At 44.4% G+C, this 14146-nt stretch carries 16 protein-coding genes and 1 other RNA gene; 7 read left to right on the top strand and 10 right to left on the bottom strand.

All coding sequences use genetic code 11. The features are described from left to right. Window positions 1-99: 99 nt before the first annotated feature. From ACOMHB_RS04940 to ACOMHB_RS04960, 5 genes are all read left to right on the top strand, one after another. On the top strand, window positions 100-372 hold the full coding sequence (locus tag ACOMHB_RS04940; RefSeq protein WP_448215710.1) for a hypothetical protein: 273 nt from the start codon (window positions 100-102) through the stop codon (window positions 370-372). A gap of 3 nt (window positions 373-375) precedes the next feature. After that, complete coding sequence (locus tag ACOMHB_RS04945) at window positions 376-888, top strand: hypothetical protein (protein ID WP_448215711.1); 513 nt, start codon at window positions 376-378, stop codon at window positions 886-888. 197 nt (window positions 889-1085) lie between these two features. After that, complete coding sequence (locus tag ACOMHB_RS04950) at window positions 1086-2561, top strand: hypothetical protein (protein ID WP_448215712.1); 1476 nt, start codon at window positions 1086-1088, stop codon at window positions 2559-2561. A gap of 470 nt (window positions 2562-3031) precedes the next feature. Continuing rightward, a complete protein-coding gene (locus ACOMHB_RS04955; protein WP_448215713.1) occupies window positions 3032-4759 on the top strand; it encodes a hypothetical protein in 1728 nt (575 codons plus the stop codon). Between the two features lie 436 nt (window positions 4760-5195). Beyond that, window positions 5196-5696 (top strand): hypothetical protein, encoded by a 501-nt coding sequence (locus ACOMHB_RS04960; RefSeq protein ID WP_448215714.1) that lies wholly within the window; start codon window positions 5196-5198, stop codon window positions 5694-5696. A gap of 72 nt (window positions 5697-5768) precedes the next feature. On the opposite strand, the gene ssrA is transcribed toward ACOMHB_RS04960, so the two are convergent. From ssrA to ACOMHB_RS04990, 6 genes are all read right to left on the bottom strand, one after another. Beyond that, window positions 5769-6133: a transfer-messenger RNA gene (gene ssrA, locus ACOMHB_RS04965) on the bottom strand. A gap of 55 nt (window positions 6134-6188) precedes the next feature. Further along, window positions 6189-7016 carry a UTP--glucose-1-phosphate uridylyltransferase GalU gene (gene galU, locus ACOMHB_RS04970; protein ID WP_422136884.1) on the bottom strand — a complete coding sequence of 276 codons (828 nt, stop codon included), beginning with the start codon at window positions 7014-7016 and terminating at the stop codon, window positions 6189-6191. 62 nt (window positions 7017-7078) lie between these two features. After that, complete coding sequence (locus ACOMHB_RS04975; protein ID WP_448215715.1) at window positions 7079-7696, bottom strand: hypothetical protein; 618 nt, start codon at window positions 7694-7696, stop codon at window positions 7079-7081. Next, on the bottom strand, window positions 7689-8447 hold the full coding sequence (locus ACOMHB_RS04980) for a tyrosine-protein phosphatase (RefSeq protein ID WP_422139873.1): 759 nt from the start codon (window positions 8445-8447) through the stop codon (window positions 7689-7691). Before ACOMHB_RS04980 ends, ACOMHB_RS04975 begins: the two co-directional genes overlap by 8 nt. A gap of 218 nt (window positions 8448-8665) precedes the next feature. Then, window positions 8666-9091, bottom strand: coding sequence for a helix-turn-helix domain-containing protein (locus ACOMHB_RS04985; RefSeq protein WP_448215716.1), 426 nt, complete (start codon window positions 9089-9091; stop codon window positions 8666-8668). After that, the gene (locus ACOMHB_RS04990; protein WP_448215717.1) at window positions 9088-9402 is read right to left on the bottom strand and encodes a type II toxin-antitoxin system HigB family toxin; all 315 of its coding nucleotides are present in this window, start codon (window positions 9400-9402) and stop codon (window positions 9088-9090) included. The genes ACOMHB_RS04985 and ACOMHB_RS04990 overlap by 4 nt, the downstream gene beginning before the upstream one ends. Before the next feature lie 418 nt (window positions 9403-9820). On the opposite strand from ACOMHB_RS04990, the gene ACOMHB_RS04995 reads away from it, so the two are divergent. Beyond that, window positions 9821-10240, top strand: a complete 420-nt coding sequence (locus ACOMHB_RS04995) for a hypothetical protein (protein ID WP_448215718.1) — start codon at window positions 9821-9823, stop codon at window positions 10238-10240. 56 nt (window positions 10241-10296) lie between these two features. Here the strand turns inward: ACOMHB_RS04995 and ACOMHB_RS05000 are convergent, their stop codons facing one another. Then, on the bottom strand, window positions 10297-10755 hold the full coding sequence (locus ACOMHB_RS05000) for an HIT family protein (RefSeq protein WP_448215719.1): 459 nt from the start codon (window positions 10753-10755) through the stop codon (window positions 10297-10299). A gap of 183 nt (window positions 10756-10938) precedes the next feature. On the opposite strand from ACOMHB_RS05000, the gene ACOMHB_RS05005 reads away from it, so the two are divergent. Beyond that, entirely contained in the window at window positions 10939-11520 is a 582-nt protein-coding gene (locus ACOMHB_RS05005) for an ATP-dependent zinc protease family protein (RefSeq protein WP_448215720.1), read from the top strand. Between the two features lie 262 nt (window positions 11521-11782). On the opposite strand, the gene ACOMHB_RS05010 is transcribed toward ACOMHB_RS05005, so the two are convergent. The 3 genes from ACOMHB_RS05010 to ACOMHB_RS05020 form a co-directional block, all read right to left on the bottom strand. Next, complete coding sequence (locus ACOMHB_RS05010; RefSeq protein WP_422136894.1) at window positions 11783-12307, bottom strand: hypothetical protein; 525 nt, start codon at window positions 12305-12307, stop codon at window positions 11783-11785. Next, a complete protein-coding gene (locus ACOMHB_RS05015; protein WP_422136895.1) occupies window positions 12297-12602 on the bottom strand; it encodes a hypothetical protein in 306 nt (101 codons plus the stop codon). The genes ACOMHB_RS05010 and ACOMHB_RS05015 overlap by 11 nt, the downstream gene beginning before the upstream one ends. Before the next feature lie 137 nt (window positions 12603-12739). Then, window positions 12740-14140: an O-antigen ligase family protein gene (locus ACOMHB_RS05020; RefSeq protein WP_448215721.1), complete on the bottom strand. Its 1401-nt coding sequence runs from the start codon at window positions 14138-14140 to the stop codon at window positions 12740-12742. Window positions 14141-14146: the final 6 nt, after the last annotated feature.

A 14146-nucleotide genomic window follows, 5' to 3' on the forward strand; every position in this document is an offset into this window, starting at 1 on the left:
TGGTTTGTTTCTGAAGGCAAATTACAGTTATTTTTTTGATTTGCCATTTTTCTGGTCTATCAATTAATCTCCACAAAATTAAATTGTATAGACCGAATAATGAAACAGCTGTTTTTTACGACATTGCTCTTACCGCTTCTGTTGCTGTCTGTCATCTGTCAGGCAGAATCGTTGACAACACGTTTTCTTGTCGAGCATGCACAGTTATACCAGAGCTTTTCTATTAAGTGCGCCTTGAATTCATTGCAGTACACCCCGTCAGACAATGCCGATAAAAACGACTATGCATGGGCAACTTTTCCGCCTGATGACCAACTACGAAGGCTTGTTGTTTTCGGGCGAAAAAAGAGCTTTGCCGAGTCCATTTCATGACGATTGCTTTTCTCCATCAATCTGCTGGTTGCTCACGAACTGATCCTGACCAAAGGTGACAACGCTCCCAGCGGCAAACCTTATTCATGGATACCAGCAGAAGCGTTTGTCGCTGTTAGCTGGCTTTTAAAAAGCTACTGGAACTCCGATACACTTCTGTTTAAGCCAATGGATCAACTGGAGGCAAGTCAGGATGACTCGTTTGCAACAACCACTTTGATGCTACCGGGACAAAAGCAACAACAAAGTGACCAACAAAAGCCGCCATCAGAATCATTCGGTCAGCAAGCCTCAGGGACAAGTACCCGTGTTTCAGGCTCTATCACTAGCCGACTGTCGTCTGGATCTGGCGGCGGAAAGGAAGACCCTGAACAAAACCAGCATACTTTGGATTTAAATTGTTACGTCGGTTCCTGTTGTGGTGTTTGTGAACTCCGACAATCATCTGATAGTAGTGAGCCACTTGTTAAGGCCTTTCCAGCGGAGCACAGCACTTTTTCGGCAGTCGCAAAGTAACCGCTCATTTGAAGACGTCCTCAAATGAGCGGTTACTCCGTAACAACGTGAACCTGGCTGCTACCCTACTATGGATGAAATTGAATGTTGATTTGTTGGATGGGAACTGCCAGGGGCAGGGAAAATAAATCAGCCTTGCTTACTCTTTTGTGACACCCTCGACAAGGCGGGGAGTGTCAAAGTGCACAGGTCGAATAATGAAACAATCGCTTTTTGCGACGCTGCTGTTCCTGTTTTTAGCGCTGTCTATTGTCTGTCAGGCAGAATCGTTGACAAGACATTTTGTTATCGAGCATACACCAATCACTCAGAGCTTTTCTGTAAAGCACAACTTCAATCCGTTGTTGGGCAATCCGACAGACCTTGCTGACACAAACGACTGTGCAGGATCAACTTTGCCACATGATGACAAGCCAGGTAGACACGGTGTTTACGGGCTAAAAATGAACTTTAGTGAGTCCATTTCATGGCGATTGCTTTTCGTCACCAATCTGCTGGTTGCTTACGAACTGATCCTGGCCACCAATCATGCCGCTCTGAGTGGCAAACATTATTCATGGATACCTGCAGAAGCGCTTGTCACTGTCGGCTGGCTTTTAAAAAGCTATTGGAAGCCCGATTCGATGCTGTTTAAGTCAATGGGTCAGCTGGGGGTAAGTCAGGATGACTCGTTTGCGATCACCACTTTGGTGCTACCCGGACAAAGCCAACAACAAAATGACCAACAAAACCCACAATCAGAATCATCCGGTCAGCAAGCCTCAGGCTCAGGGACAACTACCCGTGTTGCAGGCTATTTCACTTATCTACTGGCGTCTGACTCTGACGATGGAAAGGAAGACCCTGAAGAAGAACAGCATACTTTTGGTTTAAATTGCTATGTTGCTGCCTGTTATGGCATTTGTAAATTCTCTCTATCATCCAACAGTAGTGAGTCTGATGAAGGGGCGCTGAATTCCGTTGAAAGTTCGACAAGCCAAAGTCATCACGCGATGAAAGAAAAACAACGCTCTCAGCCACGCGCCGATAAGGCTATTGCAAAAGTAGAGAGACAAGCTAAGAAAAGAAAAAAAGAGAAACGGAAAAAGGAGAAAAAGAAAAAGGAGAAAAGGAGAAAGGAGAAAGTGTCAAAAAAACGCAGGTTTGAGGAAGTAGATGAGCATGTTGACGCCTCTTCTGACACTGAACAATCGAAGCGTAGGCGTACTTCTTCGACCGCTTCAAAAGCTCATAAAACTGTGCCAGGCATCATAAAGCATATGAACAGGTTAAAAAAAATCCTGACTGAAAACGATGAGCACTATCGCGCAAAAAAACCTAACCCGAAGATTCAGGTATTCGAGAACGCCATCCAATTACTTGAATATCTTCAACCTTGCGATATTTCAAAGGGCGAAGATGTTCATGACGGGAATAATATTTGTTCATGTTGTGAAGGTTATAGCAGTACTTATTATCGTGTCTATTATAGGGGTGAAGTGTTATTGACTGTAACTCAAACTGTTAGTGAGACAAGATTTGCTAAACAATATACATCTGGGGAATCTGCATATATTGAAACAAATAATTTGTTTGATGAACTCTATTTTGCTCCTGGTGCTCCCGGTTACCAATCTGCAAAAACTGAATTTGAGGCGTCTGCAAAATCAACTGGTCAGGTAGTCAAAGATTGATTCCGTTGGGCCTATTTAAACGACAATTTATATATTTAACCCATTTGATAAACCACCGTTAGAAATTATCAGGATCAACACAAAATGCAGAAGCGGGTATTTATGTTTATCTGCCTGAACTTGAGTGAGTTCTGAAAATACGTCTAAAGGTAATAAGTACCTAACCAGTTGGTTTCGCATATTCTGGACGGTGGCTTTTTCCATCCTTCTGCGTTCCAACTCTGGTTGCGTAGCTAAGGCTACGCGCCCGTCGTTGCGCCTTGAAGGATGAAAAAATCCACTCGCCAGAATATGCGAAACCAACTGGCCAGGTACTTATAGATGGAATTGCCGGTTTTTAGGTGGTTAATGTCGTATATATTGAAATTGTGATCTGCTTGAGACAAAAAGAAGTCATCCCGGATTCAGGCAAATCTGAGTTTTTTGTCTAGTATGATATTTTTGTCTTTATTTGAGCTTGGTTATCAACAATGAAGAATATGAGCCATGTCTTTATTTTTGCCAGCATCTTTTGGTCAGCTGGCGGCCAGGCTGTAATTCCTCACACTTCGTCATTGCTCTCCAGTGGTGGTGTCGATGCGATTCTTTCCTCTTTCTTATCTGACCCCATTCGTTTACCTGAGTCTAAGGTTGTTCCGTTTTTGCTGTTACAGAAGAAAAAAAAAGGTTCGATAGTCAGTTCACCTGTCTCTGAATGGGGAGGATTACAGCCAGATAAAGCAACGGTGTTTTCTGCCTATCCATTCGAATTGAACCGTTTTGGTAATGAAAACAAGAAACAGACCAAAACGGGCAATCAATCGCCACCACCACAGCAGAAGCGACAAAGCAAAAAGCAACGCAGTGAAGGGCTGGGCAGTTCAGGTTCCTCTGCTGCAGCGTCAGCGTCGGCTTCCGGAAACGATGAGGGGCATACCAGGTCTCTTGAAAAACTGAAAGAAATACTTAAGGCCACTGAAAAGTCGTTGAAAACAATGGATCAGAAAAAAAATATTGATGACTTTATTGAAGAAGTGAAAGCATTCTACGCCGCAAACCCCGGTATTCTGGAAGAAAAAGGCTCTCTGGAGAACAATCAATACCGTTGGAAAGCGATTCTGAGTTTACTTCAGCTTTATTTTCCTGGAAAGCTGGAAACTGGTGAAATGACACATGTTCTAATTGACTATCCCAAGCTTAAGAAATTACCAGTAAATTTAATCGAATTTTTTGCCAAAGCGGTGCTTCCTGAGCTTGAGTTACCCAAAGGGCTGCTCGACGACGAGTTAGTTGAGAGGGTTTTGGATGCTGCCAGCGCAGATATTATAAAACTCATGCATATTTATATTGGCTTCCCGCAGTGTCTTTACCAGCTGGTTGCGTTATTTATAACCGAGCTGCCATTAATGGCAACCGAAGAGCCAAAAAACTATATTTTTCAGGTTAAAACAGGCCACATTAGTGTTTTTTCTATCAGGAAAAATAGCAAAGGGCATTATCGGGTTTTTGTCGCTGATAGTCTGAATGTTTTTAAGCACTACAATAATGAACAAACTTATTCACCCCTGCCGCATTTTGTCGCTTTAGCTTTAACACTGGCGATAAAATATCACGGCTTTACTGATTCCCGGTTTTACTTTTTTCCTCAACGTCAAGTCAGTCGCTTTGGTTGTGAGTCATTCGTGTTTCACGATCTGGAAACATTGTTGGCATTCCCCATGTTGGCTGATAACGGTTATTATTCAGAAAAAGAACCTCTTGCTAAAGAGAAGATGTTGAGGTTTTTTTTGCAAATAATGTATCTGGAGGGAAGTGAACAACTGGGACGATTGGTAATCAATGGGGAGGATAAGGACTTTATTGAAACGCTAGACAAGCCTGCCTTTGATACCCTTGATCTGGAATCCCTTGTTATGATGGCATTGCGAAATTGGAAGGACTGGGGGCTGGAACCAGATTTGGTTAAACTTTATCAGCTGTGCCAGTTTCCTCCGAGGTTTGCATATCTGACCCAAGGGCAGCAGTGTCTGAAACGATTGCTGGAAAATTTTCCTGAAGAACGCCAACAGGAGGTGAATCAGGTGATCGATAAGACTCGGGGCCTGTTATCTCTCGATGATGGAACCTGCCATAACAACGTGAACCTGGCTGCTACTCTGATGTGGATGCAACTGAATATTGATTTAATGGATAAGAGCTGCTCAGGGCAGAAAAAATAGATCAGTGCGTTCAGTGTTTACTGTTGGTGGTCAGCACTAATCCCTGAATATTCCAGAGTGATGTTTTGTTTCTATTTGAGCTTGGTTATCTACAATGAAGTATCTGTGTTGTGCCTTTATTTTTGCCAGCATTTTTTGCAGTGGTCAAGTAAAAACGGACACCTGATTAAGCTGCTTTTTTCAATTTTTGCTTCTCGAAGTCTACTGGACTCATATAGTCCAGATAGGAATGCAATCTGTTATTGTTTAACTCCCGACACATAGCGGCAACCAAGCCAAGGTGGTTGAGGTTCTTAGACTGGTATTGAGCTTGAGGCATGTTGGTGCACCTGAATGTCTGTTTATTTCTTTGACAACAGATTTTAGGCAAATATCAATCGGTGTGGTGAAAGGCAGCTAGAATGTAAGTCGTTGTGATGTAGCGAGAGATTCCATTATGTTGATGCAAAATACAAGGCAGGCCTTTAAGCTCGCGTTTTTAACGGTTGTGTTCTCTTTATGCTCCCTGAATGTTCTCTCCGACGGTGTGAGGCAGGTAGAAATCTTTCAGAAAGTCGGACCCGATGAGGACGCCTACTCCGTTAAGGCAGTGTGGGACTCATCGGGCGTATGTGTTGACTTTGTCGTGCCTCGTTATGTGGGGACGATTCAGGCGTATGAAAACGGTCAATCCATGAATATCCATTATCTTGAATCCGGTGTTTGTAGCGAAAAGTCGGCTGCTACCCAGCTGTTCCTGGTGAAAAGCAAAGCACACTCTGAGAGAGTGGCGAAATTTTGGTGGGAGAAAAAGACTGGTGAGGCCCCCAGTGTCAGTGTGAGTGAAGGCGCGGATCCATATGGATTATTATGGATTGATAATGGCGATGCCAACAGGATTAAAGTCTGGGTCAGTTATGATGGCAAGAAGAAGCCTGATGGATTCGAGAGTCAGTAACGAGGGTTGATAGTTAATTTAAAATAAAAAGCCCTAATGGTTGCTAAGGACTCATTAGGGCTATTGACAAGTTGGTGGAGGCGGCGGGAATTGAACCCGCGTCCGCCGATTCTCCGCCTTCGGCTCTACATGCTTAGATTCCGTTATTAGGTTAACGCAGAACGACCCAACGGTCAGGGTGACACTGCGCGATCCTGAAAAGTTTAACCTGTCAGCCCCAGGCAGACATCAAGGCGATCCTGTTTTCAGTAGCGGTCATTTCCAGCCAACAGGCAAGTCGGAGTGACCGGGAGGAGGCAGGGTTTAGGCTGCCAGAGCTCCTTGGAAGTTGTCTTCGTTAGCAACTAAAAGGTTGTAGTGTTTTGATTTACGAGAATCACTACATTCTCGACATGCACCTAAGGTTTCGTAACCGTCGTCGAATCCAGATCGCCCCCGGTGAAACCTGAGGCTAATTATTCAAAAAGTGGGTTCAAAGTCAACCACTTATTATTAATGAGCGTAAAGCTTATCGTAGCAATAGTTAGTGGCTTCGATGAAACCTTCAATACTGCCGCAATCGAACCGTCTGCCCTTGAATTTATAAGCCAGCACACAGCCAAGCTGAGCCTGGGTCATCAGCGCATCGGTAATCTGGATCTCACCTCCCTTGCCCGGCTGGGTATCTCTGATCAGGTCGAAAATGTCCGGAGTGAGAATATAGCGCCCGATAATGGCCAGATTACTGGGAGCCTCTTCTCTGGCAGGTTTTTCCACCATATTTTCTACGCGAATCAGGTCATCAGAAATAGCCTGTCCGGCAATGACACCGTATTTATGGACTTCATCTTCCGGCACTTCCATGACTGCCACAATTGAGCAACGGAACTGTTTGTAGAGCTGTGCCATCTGTGCCAGTACACCAGGCCCATCGGCATTGATACACAGGTCATCGGCCAGGACCACACCAAAGGGCTGCTTGCCAATTAATGTTTCACCACAGAGAATGGCATGGCCCAGACCTTTCATCTCTCGCTGTCGTGTATACGAAAAAGTACAGCTGTCGATCAACTGTCGAATATTGGTCAACAATGTTTCTTTGTCCGTACCTGCGATCTGGTGCTCCAGCTCGTAATTGGTATCGAAGTGATCCTCCAGTGCTCGCTTACCGCGACCAGTCACCATACAGATGTCCGATAAGCCAGCCTGCAGGGATTCTTCTACACCGTATTCAATCAGTGGTTTGGACACCACCGGCATCATCTCTTTGGGCATACTTTTAGTAGCAGGCAGAAAACGCGTACCGTACCCGGCAGCAGGGAAAAGACATTTTTTCAGCATAATCAATTGTACTTTTGTGGTTTAAGAGCTTTTTATGCCCTTTGGGGAAAATGGCTAATACTTTAAGGCAGTGGGTATTTCTGTTCTATCTGTTTAGCCCGATGAGGATAAAGCGTTACCAGCCGCTGATGACTGCTATTGAGCATCTGCTGAGTCGGCTCAGTCAACCATCCGTGATAATATCTGCCAAGAATGCTGGCGTTTTCCATCACGTACTGTTCCCACGGACCGAGTTGGTCAGCGCGAACCAATGCCTGCTCAAACGACGAGTCAATTAATGATCGCTGTGAACGAGCCTGGGCATAGTTGCTCCAGCTATAGGGCCAGGCGGGTCTTGATAGAATGGATTGTTGCCAGGCGTCAAGTTCTGACAGCTCTCCGTAATCATGCTTTGACCAGCCCGCTTGTACTCCCCGATCAAGTACTTTGGCACGCATCACCAGCAAGTCCGGAGAGCCTGGCATATTGTCTAACGCCTTATCTGCACCATTCAGCGTGAGTTGCCACTCTTCTTTATCCAGCGAGAAGCCGTCATCTTCTTTCGTTTTAGCAGCCCAATGATCGAGAAAGTTCTCTGTCTGGGAGCGCCATATCTGCGACTGGACCAGATTCCATGCAGTATTCAAGGCGGTTACCAGCAGAACTATCGCTGGAAAAACCATCAACCATCGCTTAAACATCACGTCCAGCCTTTAAGAGTGATTGGTTACCAAAGAGCGAAAAGGTCAACAAGTCCGGATTGATCATCGTCAACTGATCCCGAAACTCCTTACCGTACCAGTCATCCAGCACCTCTGCAGCAGCCTTCATCGCGGGTGGTCGATGTTTGCTGTGATGAGCATCAGAAGCCACAAATTGCACCAGTTCATGATCCAGTAGCCAGCGGGCTGTGGTCTGCGCTTTTTCACCAAAAAAACCGGGAATGCAACCCGCAGTCACCTGCAACAAAGCGCCCCTCTCCACCAGCGGGAAGATTCGCTCAGGGTAGGCCATCAATTCTTTATTACGTTCCGGGTGAGCAATCACTACCCTCACATGCTGCCGAGTCAGCCACTCAAGCATCTCTTCAATGCCCATGGGAATATTCTGGTGAGGCATCTCCAGCAACAGACAGTCGTTGCCCTCCCACTTGCCGATCATCGGAATACGCTCATTGCGCAGCTGAAACATCAACTCATCACTGAAGCGCACCTCAGCGCCCATGGCCAGTTGAATACCCACGCCTGCTTCAAGGGCTAAGCCTAACAGTGCATCAAAGGCGGGAGCAATGGTGGTGATATCGTTATCGTAACGACCAGGATGCATATGGGGCGTACAGACTAACCGCTGGATATCATTGGCTTCGGCAATGCGCAGCAGTTCCAGAGATTGCTCCGGGGTGTCCGGACCATCATCAATGGCGGGGATAATATGGTTATGAATATCGATCATGTTTAAATGCTATTCACCGCAAGGGCACATGAAATTACCGGTTGAGCAAAACGTTCTCAGTGCAGCAGGCATTGCACGACAGCTTTCTTGCAAATCTTGGGTTTGTTTCTCTCAAAGACTTATGGATCAGGTTTCACCATCATCGCTGACTCTAGTAGTGCGGACCCGCACGCTACGCGGGGTGGGGGCTGGAGGTTAGAATCCTCCGGCTAGCTGATTTATGCTCCGCTGAAGAACACGGACGGCGATATTTTGAACCGTTGTGAAAGAGCCTGAATATGATCCCGGGTTAGATTTCTTGAACCATTCAAGATCATTGAAACCAAACTCTTACTTCCCAGCTCACTTTTTAAATCATCAGCTTTGAGATGATATTGATCCATTAGTGTTCTTAGAACAGCTACACCATCATCTAGAGCTTCAATTCTTGCATTGAAATCTGAAAAATCCTCAGACTCATCTTCCCATTTTTCAATGGATAGAGAGAGAACTTCGATTAGAGGAATATATTTATCGTAGTCTTCGATTAGTTCTTCCATCAATTCCAGAGCTCGTTCATACTCTTCCTCGCTATGAATACGACTTACAAAGCTTGCTTCAGAAAAAAAGTCTACAGCCTTTTGCTTAAGATTTGTGTATCTCATGTACCAGCCTCCTTTGCGTACTTCTTGCGTAGTTTGTCGTATTCAGAGTGTGAGACGATGTGTTTGACATACATTCTGCTGTCTCTGAACTCAATGAAAGCTACGAGTCGAAGGTTGTTGCCACCAATATCTATTACCCACCATTTATCTTTGTACTTGAAATTATCCAAGCTGGGGAATAGTGAACTCAACTCATTCGGGCTATGAAAATCACTATTTCTCAATGACTTATAGGTTGCGTCAATTGCAGTAGCATCGTTTGGATACTTTTTTGCAGCCTCGTTAAACGGCTTTCTTGAGATAACGTGCATAATAGTCTCTATGTTCACGTATTGTGAACTCTAGCACGCATAAGGGAATTTTACAAATTGTGAACTAGAAGAATTGATAGGAGCATAACGCCTGGTTCAACCGCGCTGCGGACGTCGGTTGGAGGGGGCGCAGGCCCGGAACGAACTGGAACCATTCGGTACTTATTGAGCCTTCTCCCCAGCTTATTGCCGAAACAATAAGCTAAAGGCAACCAATTCCACATGGAGAAGACCCAATGGGATTCTACATTAATTCTCACCCATATTACTGCGGTATAGATCTACATGCCCGAATGCTTGGTTGACTCGACTGGGGAGAGCTGGAGAAAGGCCAGCTCTTATCCGTTTAGGTGCGTGCTACAGGGGAGTACGAAAACTATAATACCGCTAACTTACTGATCTATAGCAGGTTGCCAGCGTGAAAAGTAAATACTTTCAGCATGTATTGTTTGTCATTTGCCTTAGTAGCTCATCTGTTCACTCTGATTACGAAGAGATATTAGATCGGCTTATGTATGATGAGCACAGGGTAGCATGGTGTTTTGGTGCTCGCAGAGTCTTAAACCTAATGATAGAAAATTTAAATCGATGCGATGATTGCCTGTCAGAATACTTCAATTTCATGATAGAAAATAGAATTCAAGGCATCAGGATATGGCGTTTATACCACTATCTATCTAATGAATCTCTTATTCACTTTATCGGAATCATTCAAGGTGGTATTTCCAAAGTACTAACTCCAGAAGCTATTCAGCAAATGGCGGACATGGAAAGACATGATATTAGGCCTAACTTTGAAATTCATCCAAATATTCATTTGTTCAATTGTCATGAATAGCACCTAACGATGAGCAAAGCGGCGGCACGTCTAGCGTCGTCTGCTTGTGCACCCTGTTATGCGTGCTCTCTGATTTTTGCAGCAAGAATGGTTAATTTTTCATCATCAGCTCTTTCATGGTCATGTGATGAAATATAGCCTTCGTATTGCTCGAAGTATTTCTTATTATTTGAAGAAATTGGTTTGAAAGTTGAATTATATCCTGTTCCGTGCATTGGAAACAGCTTGCTGTGCAAATGATCAATACCATAACCCTCAAAGAACATACCTGTTCTTGCCACACCATCAAGTGCTTTATCCAGAAGTTTTGCGACTTTCTTTGTTGCTAAAACAAGATTGCTCAAAACCTCATCAGATTGATCGAAAGCATAACTTGAATGATGTTGTTTTGGAATTACTACAGAAAATCCTTTAGTATTTGGAAAAATGGAAAGAAATGCTAAATGATTTTCATCTTCCCAAATCTTGTGGCATGGAACTTTGCTTTCAACAATGTCACAAAAAATACAGCTCATAGAAAACTCCTTTATAATTTTTGCAGGAATGATGAACTCCTGACGCCCTGACCCTGAGCAATCATCGGGATAATTAGGTACATCGCCATTTAATGCCTCTGGTCAGCACCCTCCGGCAACACCATCCTCCATGAATACACTTAGGGAAAGGTTAAAAGAAGTAGTACCTTCATGGAGGAAGATATGTTGTATTCTCTAAGGCTGCGCTATGCAGCTGGTTTTCTTTTACTGACTCTGATGCTGTTATTCCCACCACTGTCTCAGCCCCTTTCGGCCAGCACTTCTCAACAGTGCAATATTGGCAACCGTTACCTGGTGGGCCATCTGGAAACCGTGACTCGCATTGACCATCAGTTTGATACCCAACTTCCCGCACTGATTGACTCCGGTTCCACCACATCCTCTATGGATGCCAGGGATATTAATTTCGAAACCTCAGTCAATGGATCAGACTGGGTAAGGTTCAAGATCCTGACAGAGCGGGGCGGCTACGGTCGGGAAGTGACCCTGCTCAAACCCGTTAAACGGTTTATTCGTGTACTAACCCATTCCGGGAAACCACAACGACGGCCCGTCATAGAAGCCACTATTGAACTGGGCAATATAAAAACCACCACCGAGTTCAGCCTTACCTCACGTTCCAAATTTCCCCAGAGTATTCTGCTTGGGCGGAATACGCTGGATGACCTGGCAGTGATTGATACCTCACAGCAGTATCTTCTGGATAGCTGCCAGCCAGCCGGAGGCATTGCTTTCAGCCACTGAAAAGTGGCTGAAAGGCTTAAGAGCCTGGGGAAAATCACGAAACCTCACACCCAGCAAGGATTTCAGACAGGTATTGTGTGCTCATGGCTGCCTTTCATTGCCGAAGTCTTCAACTTCTTAACGATCTTCACAACCTGCAATGACCGCAGAGATGGTTAAGAGCAGAATATCAGCAAGTTTACGATCTACTTTCCATTGTTGACGTGCGTCATAAATGACAGATTCGTTATGTTGCTAATGCACAAAACTACAATTTGTTCATTTACCTTTGAGCCTGATACTTTTTATCTATTTCGAATACAAAAGAGTTGACTAGGGCTATACAGTATTGTAAATCTTGATCTTCAATTACTACTTTATTTCCTTCAAGATCGTAACCGTTTCTGTGAATGATGTGGTGCCTTATGTTGAGAATTTCAAGCAATGTTGTACTGATATTAATTTTTATACCAATTACATTTTTGAACAAAACATCAATATCGTTAAGTCTATGCCAGACCATGTTTTTCATTGCATTAATTAAATATTCTTCAACTGTATGATGAAGCAAGTAAGGAATTTTTAGTGATTCAGTTCTAAATTTATTCTGCATTCCTAATCTTACAATCGCCTCCCTATTTGAAGAGATTTCATTTATGAAAAGGTCATATAGATATTTTTCCATCAAGCTTATTACATTAGAAAAATATAATTTATTGTGAAACTTATCATTACTTTGGTTTTCTATTATTTCTATACCAGAACAGAATTCTTCATAGAAACTACTTTTGCATCGGTCAGAAGTCATTTGGGCGATACTCCACACCAATACGTTCTTTTAAGTTTTCTCTATTATTAGTTGACGTTATGTCTAGCTGCCAATCCACACCCACATTTGAAGACCATACCGATATTGAAAATTCATTTCCATTCGAGTCTTCAAATTCATCATGATTTTCTGAAATGCTGTCCTTATGTCTATCTGCAAATATATTTGGAGATGGAACACTGACAACATGTATTTCCTGGTTGTCAAGAAAAATGATTAAATAACCTCCTGAAAGTGGAGGCATGCAATCATTACCTTCAATAGTAAATTTCATGTTTATATGTTGCTCCAATACATATGTGACAGAAAATTATAGTCTATTAAGGTGGACATCCTTATAGCCATTGAACTCAGTGACTTCGGGGGCTTTCATGATTTATCCCTATTCAAAAGCCTCTCACCAGAGATCTTTTACCTGCGTGTTTTGCCAACCGTCGGCAAATATCGCGCCAGCAATGCCAGCGCCATCATGCAGACAAAATACGCTGAGTTAGAAGGGATTTGCAGATTAAAATCCACCGATGAGTGAATCATAATGGCCAGAATGCCCATAAAGGCAGTAAAGCCCATACCAATCATCAGCCGATTACGACGCTGGCGCATGGCCACAATGGCATGCCAGACCGCAGCGAGTACCATCAGCGCCAGAATGGCATAAGCGAGCAAACCAAACTCCAGGGGAAACTGTAGAAAATCATTATGGGCCAAGTCATAATACCCCTTCCAGCTACCATCGTGATAATAAGGCAGTGTCGTATAGAAGGAGCCGCCACCGGAGCCGGTCAGGCCAAAATCACCAATGGCATTTAATGTCACTTCGGAGACATTAGGACGGGTCTCCCGTTCCAGTGAAGTCTGCTCAAGACGCTCCACCACCTTCTCCAGGCCAAACCATTGACTGACAATAGCAATGTCGATCACCAGTAAACTGACAAACAGCACCACCATACTCCGGCTCAGCTGTTTTCGACAGATGACGTACAAAAAGCCGGTCACCATCAGGCTTGTGAAAAACGCAGTATTCCCCATACGTGAGCGCGAGAGCACCAGACCAATCACCATAATGGCCAGCCCGGTGCGGAGAATTACCTTATTGCTCATCAGGGTTTTCAGGGTGCGGTGCAGCCATTCCTGCCAACTTTGGGAAGGTCGCTCATTAAGCTGGGCAATCAGCAACCCCATACCAGCGGCTAAAGTCATCTCCAGAAAACCGGCAAAACTGTTACGGTTCACAAAGGTACCGGTGGCGACACCGAAGTAAGAGGGCTTATCCCGGAACAGCAAAACCTCCAGACCTGAAAGCGTAGTTAATGAACCAAACACTGCTTGTAAAATACCTGAAATGACCAGCACCCAGGCAAAGATTTTCAGTTTCTCAGGCCGGTCAATCAGTAGAAGACACAGGCAAAACAGCAGGTAATAAGCCATTGTCAGCAAGGCCGTAACCAGCGTGGCAAAAGGATCAATAGAGAGTGGAAGCCATTCGGGAAGACGCAATTCCAATGCCAAACTGGCTTGAGAATGAACATCCCATGCATGGGGGGAAATCGTTTTTACCCAGTCAGCCGGTAGCGGCGTTTGTTGTATAAACAGCCAGCTGGTGATCAGAATAAACCCAACGTGAAACCAGCGGGCTTTCTGAAAAACAAGGGTCACCGGCAGCCGATTCAGGGCATAACCCAGTAACCAGAACAACGCCAGCCCGAAGGCCAGCATCATCAAAATCCCCATCGCCCACTCGGGCTTGCTGCCTTCGGGTAACGGCAGCCAGAGCATCACCGCCAGCAATGCTAAAAAAAGAACTTGTTTCATGTTTAT

It is taken from the genome of Endozoicomonas sp. 2B-B (assembly GCF_053470045.1).

What these genes read in the sequence shown, in the direction of transcription:
- ACOMHB_RS04940 (WP_448215710.1), top strand. Translation starts at nt 100, where the DNA reads ATGAAACAGCTGTTTTTTACGACATTGCTCTTACCGCTTCTGTTGCTG.
- ACOMHB_RS04950 (WP_448215712.1), top strand. Translation starts at nt 1,086, where the DNA reads ATGAAACAATCGCTTTTTGCGACGCTGCTGTTCCTGTTTTTAGCGCTG.
- ACOMHB_RS04955 (WP_448215713.1), top strand. Translation starts at nt 3,032, where the DNA reads ATGAAGAATATGAGCCATGTCTTTATTTTTGCCAGCATCTTTTGGTCA.
- ACOMHB_RS04960 (WP_448215714.1), top strand. Translation starts at nt 5,196, where the DNA reads ATGTTGATGCAAAATACAAGGCAGGCCTTTAAGCTCGCGTTTTTAACG.
- galU (WP_422136884.1), bottom strand. Translation starts at nt 7,016, where the DNA reads ATGCTGAAAAAATGTCTTTTCCCTGCTGCCGGGTACGGTACGCGTTTT.
- ACOMHB_RS04975 (WP_448215715.1), bottom strand. Translation starts at nt 7,696, where the DNA reads ATGTTTAAGCGATGGTTGATGGTTTTTCCAGCGATAGTTCTGCTGGTA.
- ACOMHB_RS04980 (WP_422139873.1), bottom strand. Translation starts at nt 8,447, where the DNA reads ATGATCGATATTCATAACCATATTATCCCCGCCATTGATGATGGTCCG.
- ACOMHB_RS04985 (WP_448215716.1), bottom strand. Translation starts at nt 9,091, where the DNA reads ATGAGATACACAAATCTTAAGCAAAAGGCTGTAGACTTTTTTTCTGAA.
- ACOMHB_RS04990 (WP_448215717.1), bottom strand. Translation starts at nt 9,402, where the DNA reads ATGCACGTTATCTCAAGAAAGCCGTTTAACGAGGCTGCAAAAAAGTAT.
- ACOMHB_RS05000 (WP_448215719.1), bottom strand. Translation starts at nt 10,755, where the DNA reads ATGAGCTGTATTTTTTGTGACATTGTTGAAAGCAAAGTTCCATGCCAC.
- ACOMHB_RS05005 (WP_448215720.1), top strand. Translation starts at nt 10,939, where the DNA reads ATGTTGTATTCTCTAAGGCTGCGCTATGCAGCTGGTTTTCTTTTACTG.
- ACOMHB_RS05010 (WP_422136894.1), bottom strand. Translation starts at nt 12,307, where the DNA reads ATGACTTCTGACCGATGCAAAAGTAGTTTCTATGAAGAATTCTGTTCT.
- ACOMHB_RS05015 (WP_422136895.1), bottom strand. Translation starts at nt 12,602, where the DNA reads ATGAAATTTACTATTGAAGGTAATGATTGCATGCCTCCACTTTCAGGA.
- ACOMHB_RS05020 (WP_448215721.1), bottom strand. Translation starts at nt 14,140, where the DNA reads ATGAAACAAGTTCTTTTTTTAGCATTGCTGGCGGTGATGCTCTGGCTG.